The sequence below is a fragment of the Pseudomonas abietaniphila genome (assembly GCF_900100795.1).
Lineage (GTDB): Bacteria > Pseudomonadota > Gammaproteobacteria > Pseudomonadales > Pseudomonadaceae > Aquipseudomonas > Aquipseudomonas abietaniphila.
In genome coordinates this window covers 274,321-298,930 of the sequence record NZ_FNCO01000004.1, presented here as the reverse complement: position 1 = coordinate 298,930, position 24,610 = coordinate 274,321, and the positions used below count along the sequence as shown (strand labels likewise).

Sequence of the window (24,610 nt, the reverse complement as noted above, 5' to 3'; positions counted from 1 at the left end):
CTGACCGACGGTGTCATTTGAGACGCGCACGGGCGCGCCGTTTTACGGGGCTGCCGTTGTGAGGCAGAGGTCGCCTGCCGCTCGTTGCAGCGCTGTCACGATGACGGGATCACCTGCCTGTCGCTGGATCTGTGACTGCACCCAGCCGGGGCATCTCGCATCGTTGCGATAAGGCTGGAACGCCGAGTAGCTCCGCATCAGCACCGGCAGCAGCGTATCCAGACGACCCCGGATGCCGTCGGTCAGGCTGGCCTCGGGCTTCTCTGGAGAGTGCCCGGTTTCATGCCACTGTTCGATGCGCGCGTATTGCACCATCTTGTTGGCTTCCATTTGGGCCGTCATGAATTCCCGGACATCGGCGCCCGTCAGCTTGAATTCGCCCGCCCGTGATTCGGCGTTCCGGATCACCTGACGCTCACGCTCACTGTCCTGCACCGGTTTGCCGCTGTGCCATTTGCTGCGCGCCACGTCATTGGCAATGTCCAGCCTCAGCTCCATGGCCTCAATGAGCGGCTGAAGCTGCGCGGGAGGCTGTTGAGCGGGAGCCGCGTAAAGGCCGGTGGACACCAGGGCGCAGGTTAAGGCAACGAGTTGAAGCTGTTTAAGCATTGTCTTGCACTCGTGTATGACCGAACGATCACTCTTTAACAGGTTGGCTGGATGAGAGCGGCATTCCCGCGGTGCCCGCATAAAAGACAACGAGTTCCACTGCAGTATTCCCCGTGACGCCTCGGTGCTGCCTGTTGACCATTTCAGGCAGTACATCACCTGGCTTGAGCAGAATCGACTGACCACTCTCGCGGGTTTCCACTTTGAGATGGCCGGACACGACATAGGCCGCATTGGGCATCGGGTGTTCGTGCCAGTTGAGGGCCGTGTTGGCGGGGATTTTGATGTTCAAAACGGTCAGCTCAGGTATGCCGGCAGGATAGGCGTCATAAGACATTCCGTCCCAGGAACTCGAGCTTTTCAGCAGAACGGTCGACTGGACGCCCGAAGCGACGGAAATATCGGATGTTTGAGCGGTGACGCATCCGCCGAGGGTGATCATCGCCAGGAGCAGGCAAGCAGGGCCAGGTTTGAACATGAACTAAATCCTTGTGCTGTAGAAGAGCAGAAACACAAGGTTGCCGGAAGCCGCGTTTTCATCTGCGGTACATATTTATAGCCAACGGATCGCGCAATAAAAAAGGCCTCCCGAAGGAGGCCTCTCGTTCACGCAGCAGGCGCTGGCGCGACTGGATCAGCAGCTGTAGTACAGCTCGTATTCCAGTGGGTGTACGAAGGTACGTACCTTGATTTCTTCTTCCGATTTCAGCGCGATGTAAGCGTCGATGAAGTCATCGCTGAACACGCCGCCTTTGGTCAGGAACGCACGGCCCTTGTCCAGTTCTTCCAGCGCTTCTTTCAGGCTGCCGCAAACTTGTGGGATCTCTGCAGCCTCTTCAGGTGGCAGGTCGTACAGGTTTTTGTCAGCTGCATCGCCAGGGTGGATCTTGTTCTGGATACCGTCCAGGCCAGCCATCAACAGAGCAGCGAACGCCAGGTATGGGTTAGCCGATGGGTCCGGGAAACGTGCTTCGATACGACGGCCGCGTGGGCTGGAGACGTAAGGAATACGGATCGAAGCGGAACGGTTGCGAGCCGAGTAGGCCAGCATGACCGGTGCCTCAAAACCTGGGACCAGACGCTTGTAGGAGTTGGTCGACGGGTTGGTGAAGCCGTTCAGCGCCTTACCGTGCTTGATGATACCGCCGATGAAGTACAGGGCGGTGTCGGACAGACCGGCATAGCCTTCGCCCGCGAAGGTGTTCTTGCCATCTTTGGCGATGGACATGTGTACGTGCATACCCGAGCCGTTGTCGCCGTACAGAGGCTTAGGCATGAAGGTCGCGGTGCGGCCGTAAGCGTCGGCAACGTTGTGTACCACGTACTTCAGGGTCTGAACTTCGTCAGCCTTCTTGACCAGCGTGTTGAATTTCACGCCGATTTCGTTCTGGCCAGCGGTTGCCACTTCGTGGTGGTGAACTTCGACGACCTGGCCCATTTCTTCCAAGGCGTTGCACATTGCGGTGCGGATTTCGTGGTCGTGGTCGAACGGTGGAACCGGGAAGTAGCCGCCTTTGATACCAGGACGGTGGCCCTTGTTGCCGCCTTCGATGTCAGCGTCGGACATCCAGGAACCTTGTTCGGAGAAGATCTTGAACATGGAACCGGAGATGTCGGATTTGAACTTCACTTCGTCGAAGATGAAGAATTCTGGCTCTGGACCGGCGAATACGGTGTCACCGATACCGGTGGACTTCAGGTATTCCTCGGCGCGGTGAGCGATAGCGCGTGGGTCGCGGTCGTAACCTTGCATGGTCGAAGGTTCGATGATGTCGCAAACCAGGATCAGGGTCGGCTCTTCGGTGAACGGGTCCAGAACGGCAGTTTCGTCGTCCGGCAGCAGGATCATGTCGGAGGCTTCGATGCCTTTCCAGCCAGAGATGGAGGAACCGTCGAACATTTTGCCGACTTCGAAGAAATCGTCTTCCAGCGCATCGCGAGCTGGCATGGTCACGTGGTGCTGAGTGCCTTTGGTGTCCGTGAAGCGCAGATCAATCCACTTAACGTCATGATCTTTGATGAGTTGAACCGACTTCGACATGTTGTCCTCCGGGGTGGATTAGGGCTGGGGAGTTGTGGGCCCTTTAATTTGGGTGATGCCGGGCGCGATAGTCGGCCAAGGCAACCTGCCTCACAAGGGAGCAATTTGCATGCCAGTGCCCTGTGTTGGGTTTTCCGCGTAAAACAACCGGTTTTAGGGCGTAAAACGTCGCAATTGTGAAAAGGCACGCACCTTATCGGTGCGTCAATATTGTATACAGTCCCTTTTTGGTGCGCTGATGACCGGCTATACGATAACTGGTTAAACCTTGAGCAATTTCCGCTATAATCCGCGCCCCCCTTTTTCGACCGGCACCTCGCGCGCTGTTTTCATGAAACTAATCGTCAAAGTTTTCCCGGAAATCACTATTAAAAGCCGGCCTGTGCGCAAGCGCTTCATCAAGCAGCTGGCTAAAAACATCCGCACCGTGCTCCGAGATCTGGATCCGGCGCTGGTGGTGGATGGCGTGTGGGACAACCTTGAGGTCGAAACGAAGGTTGAGGATGCGAAGGTCCTGCACGAAATGACCGAGCGCCTGAGCTGCATGCCCGGCATTGCCCATTTCCTGCAGGTCGATCAGTACCCACTGGGCGACATGGATGACATCTACGAGAAGTGCAAACTGCACTTCGGTGATGCCCTGTCGGGCAAGATTTTCTCAGTGCGCTGCAAGCGTGCCGGCCATCACGACTTCAGCTCGATGGACGTCGAGAAGTACGTGGGCAGTAAACTGCGTCGCGAATGCGGTGCGGCCGGTATCTCCCTGAAAGCGCCTGAAGTTGAAGTGCGCATCGAGATTCGCGACAAACGGTTGTTCGTGATTCACAGCCAGCACAACAGCATTGGCGGTTATCCGCTGGGCTCGCTGGAGCAGACGCTGGTGTTGATGTCGGGCGGTTTCGATTCCACCGTCGCGGCGTATCAGGTCATGCGTCGCGGCCTGATGAGCCATTTCTGCTTCTTCAATCTGGGCGGCAGGGCCCATGAACTGGGCGTGATGGAAGTCGCGCACTTCATCTGGAAGAAGTACGGCAGCTCGCAACGGGTCCTGTTCATCAGCGTACCGTTCGAGGAAGTTCTGGGAGAAATTCTCGGAAAAGTCGATAACAGTCATATGGGCGTAGTATTGAAGCGTATGATGTTGCGCGCTGCGACCAATATCGCCGACAGGCTGGAAATCGACGCGCTGGTGACCGGCGAAGCGATTTCACAGGTGTCCAGCCAGACACTGCCTAACCTGTCGGTCATCGATTGCGTGACGGAAAAGCTGGTTCTGCGCCCGCTGATCGCCAGTCACAAGCAGGACATCATCGACCTGGCCGACGAGATCGGCACCGGCGATTTTGCCCGGCACATGCCTGAATACTGCGGTGTGATCTCGGTCAATCCAAAGACCGCGGCCAAACGGAACCGCGTCGAGCATGAAGAAAAAGAATTCGACATGGCGGTACTCGAGCGTGCGCTCGAAAACGCCCGTCTGGTGCCCATCGATCGTGTGATCGAGGAATTGGGTCAGGACGTTCAGGTCGAAGAAGTCAGTCAGGCTCTGGCCGGACAAGTGGTCATCGACATCCGTCACCCGGATGAAGCCGAAGACCGTCCGCTGGAACTGTCGGGCGTTGAAGTACAAACGCTGCCGTTCTTTGCACTGAACAGCCGTTTCAAGGAACTGGATCACACGCGCCAGTACCTGCTGTATTGCGACAAAGGCGTCATGAGTCGCCTGCATGCTCATCATTTGCTCAGTGAGGGGCATGCCAATGTGCGCGTTTATCGACCGAGCTAAGTGCCCGGGGCTGTTTGCCTGTGGCTTGCGTCACCGGCCCCCCGACACCAGTCGTCAGCCGTAACGGCTTTAGCCGGCTCTACTGTTCATAGCTGCCTACACTAAGCAGCTGACCGAATCCTCTGATCGAGATACACAAGTGATCGAAAATCTACGCAACATCGCCATCATTGCTCACGTTGACCACGGTAAAACCACCCTCGTCGACAAGCTTTTGCGCCAGTCCGGCACCCTTGAGCGCAACGAGCTCAACGACGAACGCGTGATGGACTCCAACGACCAGGAAAAAGAGCGCGGTATTACCATTCTCGCGAAGAACACCGCGATCAACTGGAATGGCTACCACATCAACATCGTTGACACCCCGGGCCACGCCGACTTCGGTGGTGAAGTAGAGCGCGTGATGTCGATGGTTGACTCCGTTCTGCTGCTGGTCGACGCTCAAGACGGCCCTATGCCGCAAACCCGTTTCGTGACCAAGAAGGCGTTCGAAGCCGGCCTGCGTCCAATCGTGGTCATCAACAAGGTTGACCGTCCGGGCGCGCGTCCTGATTGGGTTCTGGACCAGATCTTCGATCTGTTCGACAACCTGGGCGCTACCGAAGAGCAACTGGACTTCCAGGTCGTCTACGCCTCTGCCATCAACGGCATCGCAGGTCTGGACCACAACGAAATGGCCGAAGACATGACCCCGCTGTACCAAGCGGTCGTCGATCACGTCCCTGCGCCGAAAGTTGACCGTGACGGTCCTTTCCAGATGCAGATTTCGGCACTGGACTACAACAGCTTCCTGGGCGTCATCGGTGTTGGCCGTATCGCTCGCGGTCGCGTCAAGCCGAACACCCCGGTTGTGGCGATCAGCGCTGACGGCAAGCGTCGCAACGGTCGTATCCTCAAGCTGATGGGTCACCACGGTCTGCACCGCATCGACGTCGAAGAAGCAGCTGCCGGCGACATCGTCTGCATCAGCGGCTTCGAAGAGCTGTTCATCTCCGACACCCTGTGCGACCCGACCGTCGTTGAAGCGATGAAGCCGCTGACCGTTGACGAGCCAACCGTTTCCATGACCTTCCAGGTAAACGACTCGCCATTCTGCGGTAAAGAAGGCAAGTTCGTGACGTCCCGTAACATCAAGGACCGTCTGGACAAAGAGCTGCTGTACAACGTTGCACTGCGCGTTGAAGAAGGCGACTCGGCTGACAAGTTCAAAGTATCCGGCCGTGGTGAGCTGCACCTCTCGGTACTGATCGAAACCATGCGTCGCGAAGGCTTCGAGCTGGCCCTGGGCCGTCCTGAAGTGATCATTCGTGAAGTCGACGGCGTCAAGCAAGAACCGTACGAAAACGTGACCATCGACATCCCTGAAGAATCGCAGGGCAAGGTCATGGAAGAGATGGGTCTGCGTAAAGGCGACCTGAGCAACATGGTCCCGGATGGCAAAGGCCGTGTGCGTCTGGAATACAACATCCCTGCTCGTGGTCTGATCGGTTTCCGTAACCAGTTCCTGACCCTGACCAACGGTGCTGGCATCCTGACCTCGATCTTCGATCGCTACGACACCGTTAAGTCGGGCCACATGTCTGGCCGTCAGAACGGCGTTCTGGTTTCGGTTGAAACCGGTAAGGCACTGACCTACTCCCTGGAAACCCTGCAGGCGCGTGGCAAGCTGTTCGTTGAACACGGTCAGGAAATCTACAACGGCCAGATCGTTGGTCAGAACAGCCGTGACAACGACCTGGGCGTCAACCCTACCAAGGGCAAGAAGCTCGACAACATGCGTGCTTCGGGTAAAGACGAAACCATCGCTCTGGTTCCACCTGTTCGCTTCACGCTGGAACAGGCTCTGGAATACATCCAGGAAGACGAGCTGTGCGAAGTCACGCCTAAGTCGATCCGTCTTCGCAAGAAGATCCTCGACGAAAGCGAGCGTACCCGCGCTGCCAAGAAAGCCAAGGCGTAACTAGCCCCGGCTGAACGAAAACGCCCCCGGTCGAAAGGCCGGGGGCGTTTTTGTTTGTATGGGAAATGGGAAGGCGTGGAGATTTCTGTGGGAGCGAATTCATTCGCGATGCGTTATGTCAGGCGATGCATCTCTAGCGCTCGGACGATTTTTCGCGAATGAATTCGCTCCCACGGTAAACCCTGCAACGCCGCCAATCCAGGCGTCAGACACAGATGCCCTTTGTGGTAGCGAATGTTGTCAGAACTTCAAAGGCACGCGCCCTGAGTTAGAGTTCAACGTCCCGCTGCTCTCGCGCACCACTTCTTTGGGCTTGTAAGCGCAATAGCCTGGGCGCGGACCGATCCTGGGGTGGTTGCGGCAGGTGTCCGGGCGTTTCTCGTAGATCGTGCACAAACGGCTCTTGCGATCCAGGTACAGGCAGTCGTTGTTGCTCATGCGCTGCAGGGTAAAAATCCCGGATTTCTGATTGAAGCGCTCGACGATCCCTTCCTTCTGCAGGCGTTTGGCGATGTTCTTCGGGTTGTCGCCCTGTTCGAACTCGTCGACGATGCCAATGCGGATCAGGTCCTTGATCTTCGCTTCAACCGGCAACGTGCAGCAGCTGGACACGCAGCCTCCGCACATGTGGCTGGAGTATTTCTGCCAGGTCTCAAGGCGGTCGAGTTCGGCGGCGGCGATCAAGGTGGGTTTCATGACGGTTGGGTTCCGGGTGTATCGGGCGCGCGATCATACCGGGCCGTGCGCATTTCCCCTATCGCAAAATGATCGATGCGACTGTCGGCAAGCTGTGGGCGGCTGCCACCGCTTCGCAATAGAGTGCGAGTAGAGTGGGCAGACACGCCAGTCACGCCGAATCGAGGTAAACCCATGCAACCCGCTGAACAGGTGGTTAACGAGGTCTTCGGACTCTACGCGCAACGCGGCAGCGACGATTACATCGGTGAGCCGGTGTCGCAGATCGAGCACATGTCGCAGTCCGCCGAACTGGCGCTGGCCGAGGGTTATGACGACGAAGTGGTGCTGGCGGCATTCTTCCACGACATCGGTCATCTCTGTGAAAGCGATACGGGTGCAGCAAGCATGGGCGGCTACGGCGTGGTCAGCCACGAACGAGTGGGCGCCGATTATCTGCGCAAATGCGGGTTTAGTGAGCGGGTCGCCAGGCTCGTGGAATATCACGTCCAGGCCAAGCGCTACCTGACGCTTCGCCGGCCCGGTTACTACGACCAGTTGAGCGAAGCGAGCCGGCGCACGCTGGAATATCAGGGCGGCGTAATGAGCGAATCAGAAGCGGAGGCCTTCGAGCGCGACCCGCTGTGCAGCGTCAGCCTGCGGATGCGTCAGTGGGATGAAATGGCGAAAGAGATGAACGTGCCGGTGATTGATCTGCAGACTCTCAAGGACAAGGCGCTCAGGCTGCTCGCCGCATAACCCTGTAGGAGCAATCCGAGTTTACGACGGTCGCGAAAGCGATTTGCCTGACACACCGCATCGCGACCCTCGCAAACTCGGATTGCTCCTACAAGGGTTCGTGATGTTCAGATAAGAACCGTCTTGGCCAACACCTCGATCTGCTCCTGCCGCTCGGTCTGATCAAGCTTGGGACGCGGGTTCAGCGACGACCACTGCGGATGCGCCCGGGCTTTGTGCAGCGCATCGGGCAGTTTGCCTTCGCGCCAGGTTTTGTCCTGTGGGGTGTCGAGCGTGATGCTGTCGACGGCGGCATGACCGCGAGCCTCCAGCGCAATCAGCAACTGGCGCTGCCGCAATGCAAGCAGACGCAGTACGGCGTCGTCGACGGTCAATTCGCGTTGGCCCTTCAGCTTGCCAAGCAAACGGCCACCGTAACTGCGTGCGGTCTGCAGTGCGCCGCCGGCAATGGCGCCGACCAACGCCGCCGCGCCGAGGGTGATGCCGCCCACCAGCAAGTCCACGCCCGCACCCGCCGCCGCGCCTGCCGCGATGCCACCGCCCACCCGCACGCCCAGCAGCTTCAGCGTTTCGGGATTGAACAGGTCATCGCCCCAGCGCCCGTCCAGCAGCGGCAGATCGCTGGCGGACGCGTCCTCCCGACGAAACGCATACAGCTTGAGTAACGCTTCCACGCAACGCTGTTCGCGCTGGCGCACGGCTTTGCGCACGTCGTCGATGGCTGACTGCACCTGATCAGACGTCGTCGCGACGCTGCGTCGACACGCCGCGCAGTCCAGCAGCAGCTCGGCGATAAGCCGCGCAGCGCTGTGGCGACGGACCTCACGCTGCGCCTGTTGATCGGCGATCAAGCGTTCCAGCTGACCCCGAGAGTTTTCCAGCAACAGAGCGAGGCTTTCATACAGTCGCCGCTCGCCATCTTCCGGTGGTGCCACGCTGTCAAAGCGCACCAGCGCGTGCAGGCCAAGTCGGGCCAGCGCCTCTCGCCAGTCCGGCTCGCGGTGCCTGGAACTGCTGACGAAGTTGAGCACCGGCAACAGGGGTTTGCCGCAACTGGCAAGCACGGCGAGTTCGTCGCGGTATTTGGCAAGCACCGGCTCGCGGGCGTCGATCACATAGAGGCCGGCATCCGACGCCAGCAACTGGCGCAACACCTTGGCCTCCTGTTCAAAGCGCTGGCGGGCTTCACTGCCTTCCAGAAAGCGCGCCAAACGTGCCGGGCCATCGAGGCGTTCGCCGGGCCGATCAAGACGCTCCAGGAAGTCGAGCAGGGCAATCGCGTCTTCAAGGCCGGGCGTGTCGTACAGTTCAAGCAGCGCGTCGCCATCGACTGATAATCGCGCGCCTTCCACATGGCGCGTCGTGCTCGGCCGGTGCGAGACTTCGCCAAATCCGACATCACGGGTCAGCGTGCGCAGTAATGAGGTTTTGCCCACATTGGTGTGGCCCACCACTGCCAACTTGAGTGGCCGGCGTGCGCCTGTATCAGTCATGTCCGGTCTCCAGCCAAGTCAGTGGCGCGCTGTCCGCCCACTTCAGCTCCAGTTGCTGCAGCGCCTGATGCCAATCGCCAAGGCGGTCGGCATCCAGCGCCTGACCCGCCGGCGCAGGCAGCAACCAGATACGCGTTGAAGCCGCGCATCGTGCCAGCTCGGCAATCAGCGCGAGGCTGCCTCGATCAGGCGAGCGGCGCGGGTCGCAGGCGATGGCCAGACGTGCGGGCGGGTAGCGGGTCAGTTGGTCGAGCAGGTTTTTGCGGGATTCGCGGCTGTCGAGAATGCCAGCATCGGCCACGGTGTTTGGCAGTTCAGGCGGCCAGGGGCGTTGATCGTCCAGTTCGACTGCGACCAGCAGCGCACCTTCGCTCTCGAGGGTCGATGCGCCGGTTTGCACCTGATGCAGTTGCGCGGGGGCTGCGTCGTTGACACCAAGGCGCTCGCTGCTTGGCATCAGGCGTTCCCGCAGTTCGGCAAAGCCGGGCTGGCTGAGATCCAGCGCCAACTGCTGACGGCCGGCGCGCCAACGCACGCAGCACAGCAACGTCAGGAGCAAGCGCGGCAGGATGCCGTACACCACCAGCACGCCGACCAGCCAGGCGGCCCACGCCTGTCGAGCGTTTTCGATCGTTTGTGCGCTGTCGCCACTGGCGCGGATCATGTCTTCTGTGGGCACGCCGAAGCCGAGCAGCGAAGGCAGGGTGCCCAGGTTCTGGGTCAGGCTGACAAAGGTGTCGCTGCCCAGAATCGTGGTTTCCCAGACAAACCCGTAGCGTCGGGTCGCCATGAGCAATAACAGGAGGGTGAGGGCGCTGAGCAGCGCCAGTAACCAAAGGCCGTTGACGCAGATGCCCAGCACCCAGCGGTTCAGCCGTTTTCGTTGCAGCAGCAGAATCAGTGCCGGGGCCAGTTGCGCCGCTTGAGCGTCGCGGGCGAGTTTCTCGCTGAGCCATAACCAGAGGCGGCCGAGGCTGGCGGCGCTCCCGCCCGCGAAGATCAGGCCGAACGCCCAACTGATCAGCAGGATCAGGTTCAAGCCGAGCAGGCTGCCCAATGCCCAGAACACATTGACCGGCGTTTGTCCGTCACCCAGCGCCGCGAACGCCAGACCCGCACCGCTGACGACAGCGAACGCAGCCAGCACGATCAGCGAAAGCCGGGCGCCTTGTTTCCAGTGGTGCAGGGCCGTGAGCATGCCGTCGCGTTCGGCGAGCGACAGGGCGCGATGCTTGATGCGGGTCAGCAGGTCACCCGCACCGGCGCGGGCACGGCGATTGGCCTCGTTGTCCTCCAGCGGGCCGGCGTGCTGCTCACGCAAGCGCACGGCCTCGGTCAGCCACAATTCATCGAGGGGGGTCAGTGCAGTCACACAGTATCTCGTTCGGGAAGTCAGAAGTGAGCATAACCGTTGTGGCTGTAATCGCGCACAGCGGCAGGGTTGGCGTCTGTTGGACAACCACAATCGCGAGCAAGCTCACCGCCTGCAGCCTTACTCAACACTTTGTGGGAGCGAGCTTGCTCGCGCAGCTTTTTTTGACGCATCGCGGCATTGCGATCAGTACCGGTCTACGAATCCTTCCGTGGCCTCTGCTATCCTCGCCGCCATGAAAAAACATCTCCCCCTCAGCCTGATTGCCGCCCTCGGTGAAAACCGGGTCATCGGCGTCGACAATTCCATGCCCTGGCATTTGCCGGGGGACTTCAAGTACTTCAAGGCGACCACGCTGGGCAAGCCGATCATCATGGGTCGCAAGACCTGGGATTCGCTGGGCCGTCCGCTCCCCGGTCGACTGAACATCGTCGTGACCCGTCAGGCAGGCCTTCAGCTTGAGGGCGCAGAGGTCTTCACTTCGCTGGAAGCTGCCGTGCAGCGCGCCGAGGAGTGGGCGACCGAGCAGGGTGTTGACGAAGTGATGCTGATTGGCGGCGCGCAGCTTTATGCACAGGGGCTGGCGCACGCTGATCGTCTGTACCTGACGCGCGTGGCGTTGAGCCCAGAGGGTGATGCCTGGTTTCCGGAGTTCGATCAGGCGCAGTGGAAACAGGTGTCCGACACGCCAAACCCGGCGCTGGATGACAAGCCTGCGTACAGCTTTGAGGTGTGGGAACGAGGCTGATATCGCTATCGCGAATAAATTCGCTCCCACAGAGAATCCTGCAACACTGCCAATCAGGCTTAAAACACAGGCCACCTGTGGGAGCGAATTCATTCGCGATGCTTTATGTCAGGCGATGGATTTCCAGCGCTCGGGCGATTTTCTGCGAATGAATTCGCTCCCATCGGGGTGCCGACAGTTGCTAAAGCGGCCGTCACAAATATGTCGTTTTTATGTCATTCGTCGCGAACAGTCCTCAACGTGACGTCTTCAGAACGCACACGGTCGCTGACGCATTAAAACAGTAATGGCTTTTTGTTACGGTCCAGCCTCGAACTGATAAAGGGGAGGACACCGTTATGAAGCTCGCACCAAAACTGTTGGCCGCCGCGCTCTGTCTGGGCCTTGCCGGGCAGGCCATGTCCACGGAACTCAAGCACTGGCCCGAGCCTGCGGCCAAGCAGCTAAACGCGATGATCGCGGCGAATGCCAACAAAGGTAACTTCGCCGTTTTCGACATGGACAACACCAGCTACCGCTATGACCTGGAAGAGTCGCTGCTCCCGTTCATGGAAAACAAAGGGCTGATCACGCGCGAAAAACTCGATCCTTCCCTCAAGCTGATCCCGTTCAAAGACACCGCTGAGCACAAGGAAAGCCTGTTCAGCTACTACTACCGCCTTTGCGAAATCGACGACATGGTCTGCTATCCATGGGTCGCGCAGGTGTTCTCAGGTTTTACCCTCAAAGAACTCAAAGGTTACGTGGACGAGCTGATGGCGTCCGGCAAGCCGGTCCCAAGCACCTATTACGAAGGTGATGTGGTCAAAACCATCGAGGTACAACCGCCGAAGGTCTTTACCGGCCAGGCCGAGCTTTACAACAAGCTGATGGAAAACGGCATCGAGGTCTACGTGATGACCGCCGCGTCCGAAGAACTGGTGCGCATGGTCGCGTCCGATCCCAAGTACGGCTACAACGTCAAACCGCAGAACGTCATCGGCGTGACCACGCTGCTGAAGAACCGCGACACCGGCGAGCTGACCACCGCGCGCAAGCAGATCACCGCAGGCAAGTACGACGAGAAGGCTAACCTGGGCCTGGAGCTTACGCCGTACCTGTGGACGCCCGCCACCTGGATGGCCGGTAAACAGGCGGCGATCCTGACCTACATTGATCAGTGGAAAAAACCGGTATTGGTCGGCGGCGACACGCCGACGAGTGACGGCTACATGCTGTTCCACAGCGTCGACGTCAACAAAGGCGGTATCCACCTTTGGGTCAACCGCAAAGATAAATACATGACTCAGCTCAACGGCATGATGAAAACCAACGCCGAGGCGCAAGCCAAAGAAGGGCTGCCGGTGACGGCGGACAAGAACTGGGTGATCGTCAAACCGGACGAGATTCAGTAAAACGAATGACGCAGCAGCACGCAGGGAACGCGTGCCGATGCCTTATTTCCACAACGCTATCCCCACAAACGCCGGTATCTCCCGTCGGCGTCATGATCATTGGCCTGCTTGGCCGTGTTGAAATGCCTTCCTCCTCTGGGATCCGTCCCGTGTCCCGCGATGTACAGCCAATTGCCCTGATTGCTGTAGACGTCGTAGTCCACCAGCTGCGATTCGAACCACGCCGCACCGGCGCGCCAGTCGCTTTTAAGCTCATGAATCAGGTAGCTGGCGACGATCTGGCGCATGCGGTTTGAGAGGTATCCAGTGGCCGCCAGCTCACGCATGCCCGCATCGATCAAGGCCTCTCCTGTGTCGCCACGGCACCAACGCTCAAACCCCTGAGGGTTGTGACTGGGCTCGGCGCCACCGTTCAGGCTGCTCGCTCGGTACAGGCGCCGTCCGTACTTGAGGTGCAGGAAACGGAAATAGTCGCGCCACAGCAGCTCGAAAAAGATCCAGTACGTGCTGTCGTTGGCGCCCTGCGCGGCTTCGAATGCCTTGAGGGCCTGATCAATCTGAGGAGCTGACAATGAACCCAGCGCAAGCCAGGGGGAAAATTTGGTCGAGTCGTCGACCGCGCTCAGGTTGTTGCGTGTGGCCTTGTAGCTATTCGCCAGTTGACGGTCGAAATACCGCTGCAGATGCTGGCGCCCCGATTGCTCGCTGCCATCGAACGCAGGCGTTTGATAAGGAAAGGCCGAGCGTGGATCCGTGTCGGGGGGCGATAGACACGGGATGGCCTCGGCGGTTACGCCGTCTGGCAGCCCAGGCAGCGCCGCCGGGGCATCCAGTACTTGGCGTGAGGCGGTGCCGGCTTTTTCCACCGAGCGGCGGAAGCTGCTGAACACGTCCGGCAGTTCCTCGACGTGCATCGGCAGCGATTCGAGCGCGAACAAGCTGGATTGCCAGTGATCCTCGACCTGAAGGCCCGCAGCACGTAGCGCGTCAACCTGCGCCTCTTCCTCAGGGGCCGCGATGCGTTCACAGATAATCTTTTTGACGGACAGGCGCCGTGCGAGGGCAATCAGTTGCTCAACGGGATCGCCCTCCACATGCAGCAGTGCGCTGCCTTTTGCCTTCAACTGGTCGTCCAGCGCTCTCACCGCAGCGTTCTCTATGGACTGGCGGTGCGGTCCTTTGCGAGGAAAGCCCCACGGCGTTAATGTCTGTGGTGCGGCGCAGTACACCGGCAGCAACGCCTGGGCCTGCTCGCAGGCCTGCGTGAGCGCAGGGTTGTCGGCTAACCGAAGGTCCTGACGAAACCAATAGATCAAGGTACTCATGGGAAAAGCTCACCGTCGAGGGATCGAGGTCTTGGACAACGGGTTACGGGCAATGGATCTGTGCGGTTGCCTCAAGTGAAGCGCTCAGCAGGATTGCACTTTTGAGCCATAGTCATACAGGTAAATGACTGGAAAGGGGCTCAAATGAAAGCGATGTCTGTGTCTTCGCCGCCAAGGTATGTCGGCCTGCTGGGGTATGGCGGTTTGCTGCCGTTCCTTGGGCTCTTGTTGCTGATCCTGTTTTCAGCCGAATACCGTCCCCTCTGGACGCAAGCGCTGCTCGCCTACGGCGCGGTGATCCTGAGCTTTGTAGGCGCTTTGCATTGGGGCTTTGCCATGACCTTGCAGGGCTTGAGCGCCGATCAGTGTCGCGAGCGGTTTATCTGGAGCGTCATACCGGCGCTGATCGCCTGGCCCGCGATGTTATTGGCGGCGCCGCTGGGGTGTCTGCTGCTGATTTTCGGTTTCGTCGCGCACTACTGGCAGGACAGGCGTTTGGTCAAAGCCACGACGCTGCCCGCCTGGTATTTGCCGATGCGACTGCGTTTAACGTTGGTCGCCAGTCTGTGCCTGCTGTTGGGCGCAATCACCGTCGCCGTCGGCTCGTGAAACCACCGACACGCCAGCCCATCCCAGAGAATCGCAGACAAAAAAACACCCCGACCTGCGGGGTGTTTTCATGACCGGTTAATGCTTACGGCACGAGCTTGTCCAGCATCGCCTTGTCGCGCACCGCGCCTTTGTCGGCACTGGTTGCGAGCAGGGCATAGGCCTTGAGCGCTGTAGTGACTTTGCGAGGACGCGATTCGACAGGCTTCCAGCCTTTCTTGTCCTGCTCGGCACGACGGGCCGCCATTTCCTCGTCGGAGATCAACAGGTTGATCCCACGGTTCGGGATGTCGATCAGCACCTTGTCGCCATCGCGCACCAGACCGATTGCGCCGCCGGCTGCCGCTTCAGGCGAAGCGTGGCCGATGGACAGGCCCGACGTGCCGCCCGAGAAGCGTCCGTCGGTCAGCAATGCGCAAGCTTTGCCCAGGCCTTTGGATTTCAGGTACGAGGTCGGGTAGAGCATTTCCTGCATGCCCGGGCCGCCTTTCGGGCCTTCGTAACGGATGATCACGATGTCGCCGGCTTTCACTTCGTCAGCGAGGATGCCGCGAACGGCGCTGTCCTGGCTTTCGAAGATCTTCGCGTTGCCTTCGAACACATGGATCGACTCGTCGACGCCTGCGGTTTTCACCACGCAACCGTCCAGCGCAATGTTGCCGTACAGCACGGCCAGGCCGCCTTCTTGCGAGTAAGCGTGCTCGACGCTGCGGATGCAGCCGTTTTCACGGTCGTCGTCCAGGGTTTCCCAGCGGGTCGACTGGCTGAACGCCGTTTGCGTCGGGATACCTGCCGGGCCAGCCTTGAAGAAGTGATGAACCGCTTCGTCGTCGGTCTGGGTGATGTCCCACTTGGCGATCGCTTCTTCCATGGATTTGGCGTGCACGGTCGGCAGGTCGGTGTGCAGCAGACCGCCACGGGCCAGCGAACCGAGGATGCTGAAGATGCCGCCCGCGCGGTGGACGTCTTCCATGTGGTACTTCTGGATGTTTGGTGCGACTTTGCACAGCTGCGGCACTTTGCGCGACAGACGGTCGATGTCACGCAGGTCGAAGGCGATTTCGGCTTCCTGGGCGGCGGCCAGCAGGTGAAGGATGGTGTTGGTCGAACCCCCCATGGCGATGTCCAGCGTCATTGCGTTCTCGAACGCTTTGAAGTTGGCGATGTTGCGCGGCAGGACCGAGTCATCGTTATCGCGGTAGTAGGTTTTGCACAGGTCGACAATGGTACGGCCGGCTTGCAGGAACAATTGCTCGCGGTCACTGTGCGTGGCCAGCGTCGAACCGTTGCCGGGCAATGCCAGGCCCAGCGCTTCGGTCAGGCAGTTCATCGAGTTGGCGGTGAACATGCCGGAGCACGAACCGCACGTCGGGCACGCGCTGCGCTCGTATTCGGCGACTTTCTCGTCGGAAGCGGTCGAGTCGGCGGCGATGACCATGGCGTCGACCAGGTCCAGGCCGTGGCTGGCGAGTTTGGTCTTGCCGGCTTCCATCGGGCCGCCCGAAACAAAGATCACCGGGATGTTCAGGCGCAGAGCGGCCATCAGCATACCGGGGGTGATCTTGTCGCAGTTGGAGATGCAGACAATGGCGTCGGCGCAGTGGGCGTTGACCATGTACTCGACCGAGTCGGCGATGATTTCGCGGCTTGGCAGCGAGTACAGCATGCCGTCGTGGCCCATGGCGATGCCGTCATCCACGGCGATGGTATTGAATTCCTTGGCGACGCCGCCTGCCTTTTCAATCTCGCGGGCAACCAGCTGGCCCAGATCCTTGAGGTGCACGTGACCCGGTACGAACTGGGTGAACGAGTTGGCGATGGCGATGATCGGCTTCTTGAAGTCTTCATCCTTCATGCCCGTGGCACGCCACAAAGCACGCGCGCCGGCCATGTTGCGGCCATGGGTGGACGTTTTCGAACGGTAATCAGGCATTGGAGCACTCCGGCTAATCGGCTAATAAGGAAGGGAGTGAGCTTCTAGTGACGTCGTATGCAAAGGCAGTGACCGGATGCAGCGAAGAAACCGAACGACACGGGATCACCGTACGCTCAGCCTGAGCTCATAAACCCGCCGGGGATGACTGGCGATGAATAGCGCTGATTCTACACCTGTGGCGGCGGGAGGGAATGGCAGGAAGTGTTGAGCGTGAGGACTTGAGCCTGAACGGTTGGTTTTTGAAATGCCGCAGGCCCTGTTCGCGGGCAAGCGCGCTCCTACAAATGAATGCGTTATCACATGGGAATACGCTCGACTGTAGGAGCGCGCTTGCCCGCGAAAGCGCCAGTCCGAACACATCTGATTACTTGATCAACCCTCGTTGGTTCAGGCTTGCACTAGCCTTTCCTTGAACCATTTTTTCAGGGACAAGGGAATGTCTGCATCTAAAAGGGCCTGCGATTTGAGGTTGGGGCGATATTCGGGTGATGGCCAGATTTATCTTCTGACGTCTGTCGTACATGGCCGCCAACCCCTCTTTTCCAACTGGTTGGCAGGCCGGTTGGTGGTGGACGAGTTTCGCCGTGTTCAGCAGGAAGGCATCGCGGACTCGTTGGCGTGGGTTGTCATGCCAGACCATTTTCATTGGCTGGTGAGATTGAGGCAGGGCAATTTGGGAATGTTGATGCGGCGGGTTAAATCCGGCAGCGCGCTTGCGATCATGAGGTCTGGTCACACGCCGCTTCGCGTCTGGCAGAAGGGTTACCACGACAGGGCTGTCAGGCGAGAGGAGGATTTGCAGGCGATTGCGCGTTACATCGTTGCCAATCCGTTGAGGGCCGGATTGGTCAAGCGGGTGGGGGATTACCCGCTCTGGGATGCGGTTTGGCTGTGAGATTTTTCGCGGGCAAGCGCGCTCCTACAGTTGACCGCGGCGTTCTTGAGCTGCATCACACCGCGTACACCGCGTACACCGCGTACACCGCGTACACCGCGTACATCGCAGGTAAACGCGGTCCGTTGTAGGAGCGCGCTTGCCCGCGATTGCGTCAGTCAGGTCGCCAAAAAATCAACTATTCGGCAACAACCGGCACGTAATGCTCTTGATGTAGCGCGTTTCCGGGATGGCCGGGTGTACCGGGTGGTCCGGGCCCTGGCCGCCGCGTTCCAACAGCTGGATGTTGCGGTCCAGATGACGGGCGCTGGTCAGGAGGATGTTCTGCAGATCATCTTCGGGCAGGTGCATCGAGCAGGATGCGCTGACCAGGATGCCGTCTTTGCTCAGCAGGCGCATGGCCTGCTCGTTCAGGCGACGGTAGGCGCCTTCGCCGTTCTTCAGGTCTTTCTTGCGTTTGATGAACGCAGGCGGATCGGCAACGATCACGTCGAAGCGCTCTTCAGCCGCTTTCAGCTCTTTCAGCGCTTCAAACACATCGCCTTCGATGCAGGTGACTTTCTCGGCAAAACCGTTCAGCCCGGCGTTGCGTTCAACACCATCGAGCGCGAACCCGGAGGCGTCAACGCAGAACACTTCGCTGGCGCCGAACGCGCCGGCCTGCACGCCCCAACCGCCGATGTAGCTGAACAGGTCCAGCACGCGTTTGCCTTTGACGTACGGCGCCAGACGCGCGCGGTTCATGCGGTGGTCATAGAACCAGCCGGTTTTCTGGCCTTCCATCACCGGCGCTTCAAATTTCACGCCGTTCTCTTCCAGCGCCACCCACTCAGGCACCAGACCGAATGCGGTTTCGACGTAGCGGGTCAGGCCCTCGGCGTCGCGCGCGGCGGAATCGTTCTTCAGCAAAATGCCACTCGGCTTGATCACTTGGATCAGGGCCGCCAGGACATCGTCCTTGTGCTGTTCCATGGTCGCAGAGGCCAGCTGCACCACCAGGATATCGCCGAAACGATCGACCACCAGGCCCGGCAACAAGTCGGAATCGCCGTACACCAGGCGGTAAAACGGTTTGTCGAACAGGCGCTCGCGCAGCGACAGGCAGACGTTCAGGCGATGCACCAGCAGCGACTTGTCCAGCGGCAGCTTGACGTCGCGCGACAGCAAGCGCGCGCAGATCAGGTTGTTGGGGCTCATGGCGACGATGCCCAGCGGCTTGCCGCCCGCTGCTTCCAGAATCGCTTGAGCGCCCGGAGCAAAGCCGTTGAGCGGGGTGGCGGCAACGTCGATTTCGTTGCTGTAGATCCACAGGTGACCGGCGCGCAGGCGACGGTCGGCGTTGGGCTTGAGGCGCAAGCTAGGCAGGGACATGACGTCGCTCCGGAAAAAAGAGCGGGATTATAACGTGTGATCTCGCTTGCGGGCGTCTGGCGATGAATTAACCGGCTAGCGGTCTGTCGGATCCAGAGAGTGTTTCAGCGGTTGTCGAAGCATGGGCGGTAAAGGTTAGAATCGCCCCCTGACCTTGAGTGTGTACTTATGTCCCAAGAGCTTACTTCCGAGCAGATCCAGCAGGCGTTGCAAGGCATCAGCGTTCCGCCCCAGCCGCAAATCATGGTCGATTTGCAGATGGAGCAGTACATGCCCGACCCTGATCTGGGTGTGATCGCCCGGTTGATTGCACAGGACCCCGGCCTCTCCGGCGCTCTGCTGAAAATCGTCAACTCGGCGCATTACGGTCTGGCCAACAAGATCGCTTCCATTCAGCGTGCGGTGAATCTGCTGGGCAGCCGGTCCGTCATCAACCTGATCAACGCGCAGTCGATCAAGGGCGAGATGACTGACGAAACCATCGTGGTGCTCAACCGCTTCTGGGACACCGCTCAGGATGTCGCCATGACCAGCCTCACGTTGGCCAAGCGACTCGGCTCGCAGACGGTGGACGAATCCTACGCGCTGGGCTTGTTCCACGACTGCGGCGTGCCGTTGATGCTCAAGCGTTTCCCGGAGTACATGAACGTGCTGGAAGAGGCCTACGCCAAAGCCGGGCCGGAGTGTCGGGTGGTGGACACGGAGAACCGCATTCTCAACACGAACCACGCGGTTGTCGGCTATTTCACGGCCAAGTCCTGGCGTCTGCCTGAACATGTCAGCAATGCCATCGCCAACCATCACAATGCGCTGGCGATCTTTCAGGACGATTCGGGCCGCAATGCGCCGCTGAAAAACCTGCTGGCGACCCTTAAGATGGCCGAGCACATCTGCTCGTCCCATCGCGTATTGGGGAATCAGGCCATTGACCATGAATGGAACAGCATCGGTCATCTGATTCTCGATTACGTCGGCCTGTCCGATTACGACTTCGAAAACCTCAAAGAAAGTATCCGTGAACTGAGCGCGCACTGATCACGTGCGCCTGCGGTCCCGTCGCCTCCGAGCTGCTGCCTGATGCCTGAGTTACCTGAAGTCGAAACCACCCGTCGGGGCATCGCGCCTCATCTGGAAGGGCAACGCGTCAGTCGCGTGATTGTTCGCGATCGGCGTTTGCGCTGGCCGATTCCGGAGGATCTGGACGTGCGCCTGTCCGGCCAGAAGATCGTGGTCGTGGAGCGACGCGCCAAATACCTGCTGATTCAGGCCGAGGTGGGAACATTGATCAGTCACTTGGGCATGTCGGGCAATCTGCGATTGGTCGAAGCGGGGCTTCCCGCGCTCAAGCACGAGCACGTCGACATCGAACTGGAATCCGGGCTGGCGCTGCGTTACACCGACCCGAGGCGTTTTGGCGCAATGCTCTGGAGTCTCGATCCTCACAACCACGAGTTGTTGATGCGTCTGGGGCCTGAGCCGTTGACCGATCTGTTCGATGGCTTGCGGCTGTACGAGCTGTCGCGCGGACGGTCGATGGCGGTGAAGCCGTTCATCATGGACAACGCGGTGGTGGTAGGCGTGGGCAATATCTACGCGACCGAGGCATTGTTTGCGGCGGGCATCGACCCGCGTCGTGAGGCCAAGAGCATTTCCAAGGCGCGCTATATAAAGCTGGCCGTCGAGATCAAGCGCATTCTGGCGGCAGCCATCGAACGGGGCGGTACGACGCTGCGCGATTTCATTGGCGGTGACGGTCAGCCGGGGTATTTCCAGCAGGAATTGTTCGCGTACGGTCGCGGCGAAGAGCCGTGCAAGGTATGCGGCACGACGATGCGCGACGTCAAACTGGGACAGAGGGCGAGCGTTTATTGCCCCAAGTGTCAGAAGTAGAGCGCGGCGTCCTACGGGATGTGTGTCGCGAATGAGACAGACATCCCCTTGCTTAACCCCGATCCCTGTTTATAGTGAGCACCATCACTTTTTCGTTGAGCCTGAAGGATCACGCCATGCGCCCGTTTCGTATTCTCGCTGCTACCCTGGCCGTGTTCTTCGGCTTGCAGATGACACCGGCCATGGCGCAGGTTGAAGCCGCAGGCAGCGGTGATCCGGTGTACCAGATTCAGAATCCCCCGGCTTACGCGATGATGGGCGACCTGCTGATCGCGCGTCCGCTGCTGATCGTGGCAACCGTGATTGGTGCGGGCCTGTTCGTGATCGCATCGCCGTTCGCTGCGGCGGGCGGTAACCTCGGCGCGACCGGCAAGGCACTGGTCGTCGATCCGGGCAAAGCAGCCTTCGTGCGCTGCCTGGGTTGCACCACGAGCGGCTACGGCAAGCACGACTGATCGGTGCAGGTCCGCACCAGATTCAGCGGCGCATCGGGCCTGAACGTCGCTGACAGACCTATTCCGCGAGGATCACTCGCGGCTTCTACCTTGGCGTTGTTCTTGCGCCACAACAGCACTTGCTGATTGCCGAAATCGCGCTTGGTCTCCCTGAGGCGATAACCGCGCTCGCGCAGGTCACTTAATTCCTCTTCGGTGAACGCGCCGGCCTCGTACTCCAGCACGTCCGGAATGTATTGGTGATGGTAGCGCGGCGCCGAGGTCCATTGGGTCACTGGCTGATCGTCCAGGTATTGCAGCATCGACAACAGCACCACGCTGGGGATCCGGCTGCCGCCTGGCGTGCCGAAGGCGGTGAACGCCTGCGGACTTTCAATGAAGCTCGGGCTCATGCTCGACAGAGGACGCTTGCCGGGTTCGATGATGTTCGCCTGGCTGCCGACCAGCCCGTAGGTATTGCTGCCTTTGGGATCGACCGCGAAGTCGTCCATTTCGTCGTTCAAAATCACGCCCGTGCCGGGCACGGTGAAGGTCGAGCCAAACGGCAGGTTCAGTGAGAGCGTCGCGGCGACGGCGTTGCCCTCGTTGTCGAGGACCGAGAAATGGCTGGTGTTGTCACCTTCGCGCCAGCGCGGTGCGGGCGGCAGGATGTTATTGGGCGTGGCGCGATGAGGGTCGATGCTGCCCGTCAGCTCAAACAGGTAGTCGGGTGCCAGGACCTGAGCGATCGGATTGGGCACAAAGTCAGGATCACCGAATAACACCCGATCGCGAAAGGCGCGTCGCAGCACTTCCACGACGTAATGGGCGCGCTGGACTTTTTCCGACTCCCGCCACGGCAGTTGCTGCAGCATGAACAGGCTTTGTGCCAAGGCAATGCCGCCCGCTGAAGGCGGAGGCGCGCTGATCAGCTCCCGCTGGTCCGCCAGCTGGAAACGCAGTGGCGTGCGGGTGATGACCTCGTACTCTTCGAAATCGTGGTAATTCCAGATGCCGCCCGCGGCGCGAACCCCGCTGACCATCGCTTGTGCCGTCAGCCCGCTGTAAAACCCGGCGCGACCTTTGTCCGCCAGACGATCCAGTGTCTGCGCGAGTTCGGGCTGTTTGATGATTTCGCCGATGTCAGGCACGTCGTTGTTGCGCAGGAACAGGCGGGCGCTTTCCTTGTTGGCGCGCAGGGCAAACAACCGCCAACTGGCACGCTCCCGATACACCTCATCGACCTTGAAACCGCGATACGCAATACGAATGGCAGGCGCCATGGAAATGCTCAACGGCAACCGGCCATAACGCTCGGCGAGTTCAACCAAGGCAGCCGGTAACCCTGGGATCGCGGCCGCCAACGGGCCATTCAGGGAAAGGTCCGGCTGGGCAACGCCGTGGCGATAAAACATCTTGAGCTTGGACTTGAGCGGCGCTTTTTCTCGCGCATCGAGGAACTGATACTGGACTGGTTCCCCTGCCTGACGCAGTAAAAAGAAGCCTCCACCGCCCATGCCCGAACCGTAAGGTTCGACCACGGCAAGCGTTGCGCTGATCGCGATGGCGGCGTCGAATGCGTTGCCGCCGTCAACCAGGATTTCCCGACCGGCGGCGGTGGCGATGGGGTGTGGGCTGGCGATCGCGGCCTGGTCAGGGTGATCAGGACTGGCTTGAGCCGAAAGGGCGCTCAGTGAAAGCACTGCGCCAAACAACGAGGGTATTCGCTCCAGCATCGATGTCATGCGTATCTCGCTCAGGTCAACAGGCATTACAGCCAGTGTCTTCGGCGAAAGCGCGGATGCCGACAAAATATGCCTTTGGTTATGCCTTGCTGGTAATCAACTGGTACTTGGCCATGAGCTCATCTTTGCTCTCGACGTGGTTCTCATCCAGCGGAATGCAGTCCACGGGGCAGACTTGCTGGCACTGCGGCTCGTCGTAATGGCCAACGCATTCGGTGCACAGGTTCGGGTTGATCACGTAGATCTCCTCACCTTGGGAAATCGCTTCGTTCGGACACTCGGGTTCGCAGACGTCGCAATTGATGCAATCGTCGGTGATGATCAGGGACATGGATACTCCTGCCGCGGTCGACACCGGGGCATATCTAAACTAATGCGGCGAATTGTGCCGCATTAGCGCTCGGTATGCACCTGAACATCACTCACGAACCGGGCTGGAACCTTTCCTTGAGCGCCTGAGCGACCGCCGGGTGTACGAATTTAGTGATATCACCCCCCAGCGCCGCAATTTCTCTGACCAGCGTAGATGAAATGAATGAGTAGCGTTCGGACGGCGTGAGAAAAAGGCTTTCCACGTCAGGCGCGAGCTGTTTGTTCATGTTGGCGAGTTGAAACTCGTACTCGAAGTCGGAGACGGCACGCAGTCCGCGCAACAGAATGTTGGCGTTCTGTTCCTGGGCAAAATGCGCCAGCAGGCTTGAAAATCCCACCACTTCTACGTTCGACAGGTGTTTGGTCGCTTCGCGAGCCAGATCCACGCGTTGCTCCAGAGGAAACAACGGGTTTTTCTTGGGGCTGGCGGCAACGGCGATGACCACTTGGTCGAACATCCGCGAGGCACGCTCGACCAGATCGATATGGCCCTTGGTGATAGGGTCGAAGGTGCCTGGGTACAACACTCGGTTCATCGCGTCGTCCTGGTCGGAGTCCGTAGGGGACTCGGATGGTAGCGCAGGAGACTGGGTCGGCCAAGTCAGGCCGCAGGACTGGCCGCGATAGAGGGCCTCGTAGGAGCCGGCTACAGATTAGATATCGACCGCAATCATCGGAACGGCGCAGTACTTGTAGGAGACGTCCGAGGTTACGAGGGCAGCGAATGCGGTGGGTCGGTCACCGCCGATGTACCTGTCCCACCGCATTCGCCACTGTCGTAACCTCCAGCAGCTCCTACAGGTCTCGCGGCAGTCAAGACACCTTGGCCTGCCCGATCTGGGCGTGAGTCTTCCAACTGTTTGAGGCATGCCACAGAGCTTGATTGCAAAGCAGTACCTGTGGGAGACGTCCGAGGTTACGAGGGCAGCGAATGCGGCGTGTCGGTCACCGCCGATGTACCTGTCCCACCACATTCGCCACTGTCGTAACCTCCAGCAGCTCCTACAGGTCTCGCGGCAGTCAAGACACCTTGGTCTGCCCGATCTGGGCGTGAGTCTTCCAACTGTTTGAGGCATGCCACAGAGCTTGATTGCAAAGCAGGACCTGTGGGAGACGTCCGAGGTTACGAGGGCAGCGATGCGGTGGGTCAGTGACATTGAGGTTGCCTGAACGACCGCATTCGCCAGCAAGCCGGC

General features: G+C 59.7%; 22 protein-coding genes. 10 read left to right on the top strand and 12 right to left on the bottom strand.

Translation table 11 applies throughout. The annotated features are described in order from the left end of the window. Positions 1–42: 42 nt before the first annotated feature. From BLS87_RS10550 to glnA, 3 genes are all read right to left on the bottom strand, one after another. Positions 43–609, bottom strand: coding sequence for a chorismate mutase (locus BLS87_RS10550; protein ID WP_074752428.1), 567 nt, complete (start codon positions 607–609; stop codon positions 43–45). 28 nt (positions 610–637) lie between these two features. Beyond that, the gene (locus BLS87_RS10545) at positions 638–1,087 is read right to left on the bottom strand and encodes a cupin domain-containing protein (RefSeq protein ID WP_074752427.1); all 450 of its coding nucleotides are present in this window, start codon (positions 1,085–1,087) and stop codon (positions 638–640) included. Between the two features lie 156 nt (positions 1,088–1,243). Further along, the gene (glnA, locus tag BLS87_RS10540) at positions 1,244–2,650 is read right to left on the bottom strand and encodes a glutamate--ammonia ligase (protein WP_062385596.1); all 1,407 of its coding nucleotides are present in this window, start codon (positions 2,648–2,650) and stop codon (positions 1,244–1,246) included. 331 nt (positions 2,651–2,981) lie between these two features. Between glnA and thiI the strand changes: the two genes are divergently transcribed. Both thiI and typA read left to right on the top strand, forming a co-directional pair. Beyond that, the gene (gene thiI / locus BLS87_RS10530; RefSeq protein ID WP_074752426.1) at positions 2,982–4,436 is read left to right on the top strand and encodes a tRNA uracil 4-sulfurtransferase ThiI; all 1,455 of its coding nucleotides are present in this window, start codon (positions 2,982–2,984) and stop codon (positions 4,434–4,436) included. A gap of 139 nt (positions 4,437–4,575) precedes the next feature. Then, positions 4,576–6,396 (top strand): translational GTPase TypA, encoded by a 1,821-nt coding sequence (gene typA, locus BLS87_RS10525; RefSeq protein WP_074752425.1) that lies wholly within the window; start codon positions 4,576–4,578, stop codon positions 6,394–6,396. A 240-nt stretch (positions 6,397–6,636) separates the two neighbouring features. On the opposite strand, the gene BLS87_RS10520 is transcribed toward typA, so the two are convergent. Further along, a complete protein-coding gene (locus BLS87_RS10520; protein WP_074752424.1) occupies positions 6,637–7,092 on the bottom strand; it encodes a YkgJ family cysteine cluster protein in 456 nt (151 codons plus the stop codon). Positions 7,093–7,266: 174 nt separating this feature from the next. Here BLS87_RS10520 and BLS87_RS10515 point away from each other — a divergent pair, with 174 nt between their 5' ends. Next, the gene (locus BLS87_RS10515) at positions 7,267–7,830 is read left to right on the top strand and encodes a phosphonate degradation HD-domain oxygenase (RefSeq protein WP_074752423.1); all 564 of its coding nucleotides are present in this window, start codon (positions 7,267–7,269) and stop codon (positions 7,828–7,830) included. Between the two features lie 107 nt (positions 7,831–7,937). On the opposite strand, the gene BLS87_RS10510 is transcribed toward BLS87_RS10515, so the two are convergent. Together BLS87_RS10510 and BLS87_RS10505 are read right to left on the bottom strand one after the other, a co-directional pair. Next, the gene (locus tag BLS87_RS10510; RefSeq protein ID WP_074752422.1) at positions 7,938–9,323 is read right to left on the bottom strand and encodes a GTPase/DUF3482 domain-containing protein; all 1,386 of its coding nucleotides are present in this window, start codon (positions 9,321–9,323) and stop codon (positions 7,938–7,940) included. Beyond that, on the bottom strand, positions 9,316–10,695 hold the full coding sequence (locus tag BLS87_RS10505; RefSeq protein ID WP_074752421.1) for a DUF2868 domain-containing protein: 1,380 nt from the start codon (positions 10,693–10,695) through the stop codon (positions 9,316–9,318). The genes BLS87_RS10510 and BLS87_RS10505 overlap by 8 nt, the downstream gene beginning before the upstream one ends. A gap of 235 nt (positions 10,696–10,930) precedes the next feature. On the opposite strand from BLS87_RS10505, the gene BLS87_RS10500 reads away from it, so the two are divergent. Then, a complete protein-coding gene (locus tag BLS87_RS10500; RefSeq protein WP_074752420.1) occupies positions 10,931–11,443 on the top strand; it encodes a dihydrofolate reductase in 513 nt (170 codons plus the stop codon). A 338-nt stretch (positions 11,444–11,781) separates the two neighbouring features. After that, positions 11,782–12,837 carry an HAD family hydrolase gene (locus BLS87_RS10495; RefSeq protein ID WP_074752419.1) on the top strand — a complete coding sequence of 352 codons (1,056 nt, stop codon included), beginning with the start codon at positions 11,782–11,784 and terminating at the stop codon, positions 12,835–12,837. 56 nt (positions 12,838–12,893) lie between these two features. Here the strand turns inward: BLS87_RS10495 and BLS87_RS10490 are convergent, their stop codons facing one another. Continuing rightward, positions 12,894–14,162: a DASH family cryptochrome gene (locus BLS87_RS10490; protein ID WP_074752418.1), complete on the bottom strand. Its 1,269-nt coding sequence runs from the start codon at positions 14,160–14,162 to the stop codon at positions 12,894–12,896. Positions 14,163–14,306: 144 nt separating this feature from the next. Between BLS87_RS10490 and BLS87_RS10485 the strand changes: the two genes are divergently transcribed. After that, on the top strand, positions 14,307–14,771 hold the full coding sequence (locus tag BLS87_RS10485; protein ID WP_074752417.1) for a DUF3429 domain-containing protein: 465 nt from the start codon (positions 14,307–14,309) through the stop codon (positions 14,769–14,771). An 85-nt stretch (positions 14,772–14,856) separates the two neighbouring features. On the opposite strand, the gene ilvD is transcribed toward BLS87_RS10485, so the two are convergent. Further along, positions 14,857–16,704: a dihydroxy-acid dehydratase gene (gene ilvD, locus BLS87_RS10480; protein WP_074752416.1), complete on the bottom strand. Its 1,848-nt coding sequence runs from the start codon at positions 16,702–16,704 to the stop codon at positions 14,857–14,859. A 439-nt stretch (positions 16,705–17,143) separates the two neighbouring features. Between ilvD and BLS87_RS10475 the strand changes: the two genes are divergently transcribed. Then, on the top strand, positions 17,144–17,602 hold the full coding sequence (locus tag BLS87_RS10475) for an REP-associated tyrosine transposase (protein ID WP_074752415.1): 459 nt from the start codon (positions 17,144–17,146) through the stop codon (positions 17,600–17,602). A 174-nt stretch (positions 17,603–17,776) separates the two neighbouring features. Here BLS87_RS10475 and BLS87_RS10470 read toward each other — a convergent pair whose 3' ends face one another. Beyond that, positions 17,777–18,973, bottom strand: coding sequence for a class I SAM-dependent rRNA methyltransferase (locus tag BLS87_RS10470; protein ID WP_074752414.1), 1,197 nt, complete (start codon positions 18,971–18,973; stop codon positions 17,777–17,779). A 168-nt stretch (positions 18,974–19,141) separates the two neighbouring features. Between BLS87_RS10470 and BLS87_RS10465 the strand changes: the two genes are divergently transcribed. The 3 genes from BLS87_RS10465 (at position 19,142) to BLS87_RS10455 (ending at position 21,318) form a co-directional block, all read left to right on the top strand. Further along, positions 19,142–20,008, top strand: coding sequence for an HDOD domain-containing protein (locus tag BLS87_RS10465; protein ID WP_074752413.1), 867 nt, complete (start codon positions 19,142–19,144; stop codon positions 20,006–20,008). Between the two features lie 42 nt (positions 20,009–20,050). Further along, on the top strand, positions 20,051–20,863 hold the full coding sequence (gene mutM, locus BLS87_RS10460; protein WP_074752412.1) for a bifunctional DNA-formamidopyrimidine glycosylase/DNA-(apurinic or apyrimidinic site) lyase: 813 nt from the start codon (positions 20,051–20,053) through the stop codon (positions 20,861–20,863). A 116-nt stretch (positions 20,864–20,979) separates the two neighbouring features. Then, positions 20,980–21,318, top strand: coding sequence for a multidrug transporter (locus BLS87_RS10455; protein ID WP_074752411.1), 339 nt, complete (start codon positions 20,980–20,982; stop codon positions 21,316–21,318). Here the strand turns inward: BLS87_RS10455 and ggt are convergent. The 3 genes from ggt to coaD form a co-directional block, all read right to left on the bottom strand. Continuing rightward, positions 21,300–23,042 carry a gamma-glutamyltransferase gene (ggt, locus tag BLS87_RS10450; protein WP_425262212.1) on the bottom strand — a complete coding sequence of 581 codons (1,743 nt, stop codon included), beginning with the start codon at positions 23,040–23,042 and terminating at the stop codon, positions 21,300–21,302. The genes BLS87_RS10455 and ggt overlap by 19 nt on opposite strands. Positions 23,043–23,121: 79 nt before the next feature. After that, positions 23,122–23,373 carry a YfhL family 4Fe-4S dicluster ferredoxin gene (locus tag BLS87_RS10445; RefSeq protein ID WP_074752410.1) on the bottom strand — a complete coding sequence of 84 codons (252 nt, stop codon included), beginning with the start codon at positions 23,371–23,373 and terminating at the stop codon, positions 23,122–23,124. A gap of 91 nt (positions 23,374–23,464) precedes the next feature. Next, a complete protein-coding gene (gene coaD / locus BLS87_RS10440) occupies positions 23,465–23,950 on the bottom strand; it encodes a pantetheine-phosphate adenylyltransferase (protein WP_074752409.1) in 486 nt (161 codons plus the stop codon). Positions 23,951–24,610 lie beyond the last annotated feature (660 nt).

Bases quoted from the DNA above. Each gene is read 5' to 3' on its own strand.
- BLS87_RS10550 (WP_074752428.1), bottom strand. From the start codon at position 609: ATGCTTAAACAGCTTCAACTCGTTGCCTTAACCTGCGCCCTGGTGTCC.
- BLS87_RS10545 (WP_074752427.1), bottom strand. From the start codon at position 1,087: ATGTTCAAACCTGGCCCTGCTTGCCTGCTCCTGGCGATGATCACCCTC.
- glnA (WP_062385596.1), bottom strand. From the start codon at position 2,650: ATGTCGAAGTCGGTTCAACTCATCAAAGATCATGACGTTAAGTGGATT.
- thiI (WP_074752426.1), top strand. From the start codon at position 2,982: ATGAAACTAATCGTCAAAGTTTTCCCGGAAATCACTATTAAAAGCCGG.
- BLS87_RS10520 (WP_074752424.1), bottom strand. From the start codon at position 7,092: ATGAAACCCACCTTGATCGCCGCCGCCGAACTCGACCGCCTTGAGACC.
- BLS87_RS10515 (WP_074752423.1), top strand. From the start codon at position 7,267: ATGCAACCCGCTGAACAGGTGGTTAACGAGGTCTTCGGACTCTACGCG.
- BLS87_RS10510 (WP_074752422.1), bottom strand. From the start codon at position 9,323: ATGACTGATACAGGCGCACGCCGGCCACTCAAGTTGGCAGTGGTGGGC.
- BLS87_RS10500 (WP_074752420.1), top strand. From the start codon at position 10,931: ATGAAAAAACATCTCCCCCTCAGCCTGATTGCCGCCCTCGGTGAAAAC.
- BLS87_RS10495 (WP_074752419.1), top strand. From the start codon at position 11,782: ATGAAGCTCGCACCAAAACTGTTGGCCGCCGCGCTCTGTCTGGGCCTT.
- BLS87_RS10490 (WP_074752418.1), bottom strand. From the start codon at position 14,162: ATGAGTACCTTGATCTATTGGTTTCGTCAGGACCTTCGGTTAGCCGAC.
- BLS87_RS10485 (WP_074752417.1), top strand. From the start codon at position 14,307: ATGAAAGCGATGTCTGTGTCTTCGCCGCCAAGGTATGTCGGCCTGCTG.
- ilvD (WP_074752416.1), bottom strand. From the start codon at position 16,704: ATGCCTGATTACCGTTCGAAAACGTCCACCCATGGCCGCAACATGGCC.
- BLS87_RS10475 (WP_074752415.1), top strand. From the start codon at position 17,144: ATGTCTGCATCTAAAAGGGCCTGCGATTTGAGGTTGGGGCGATATTCG.
- BLS87_RS10470 (WP_074752414.1), bottom strand. From the start codon at position 18,973: ATGTCCCTGCCTAGCTTGCGCCTCAAGCCCAACGCCGACCGTCGCCTG.
- BLS87_RS10465 (WP_074752413.1), top strand. From the start codon at position 19,142: ATGTCCCAAGAGCTTACTTCCGAGCAGATCCAGCAGGCGTTGCAAGGC.
- mutM (WP_074752412.1), top strand. From the start codon at position 20,051: ATGCCTGAGTTACCTGAAGTCGAAACCACCCGTCGGGGCATCGCGCCT.
- BLS87_RS10455 (WP_074752411.1), top strand. From the start codon at position 20,980: ATGCGCCCGTTTCGTATTCTCGCTGCTACCCTGGCCGTGTTCTTCGGC.
- ggt (WP_425262212.1), bottom strand. From the start codon at position 23,042: ATGACATCGATGCTGGAGCGAATACCCTCGTTGTTTGGCGCAGTGCTT.
- BLS87_RS10445 (WP_074752410.1), bottom strand. From the start codon at position 23,373: ATGTCCCTGATCATCACCGACGATTGCATCAATTGCGACGTCTGCGAA.
- coaD (WP_074752409.1), bottom strand. From the start codon at position 23,950: ATGAACCGAGTGTTGTACCCAGGCACCTTCGACCCTATCACCAAGGGC.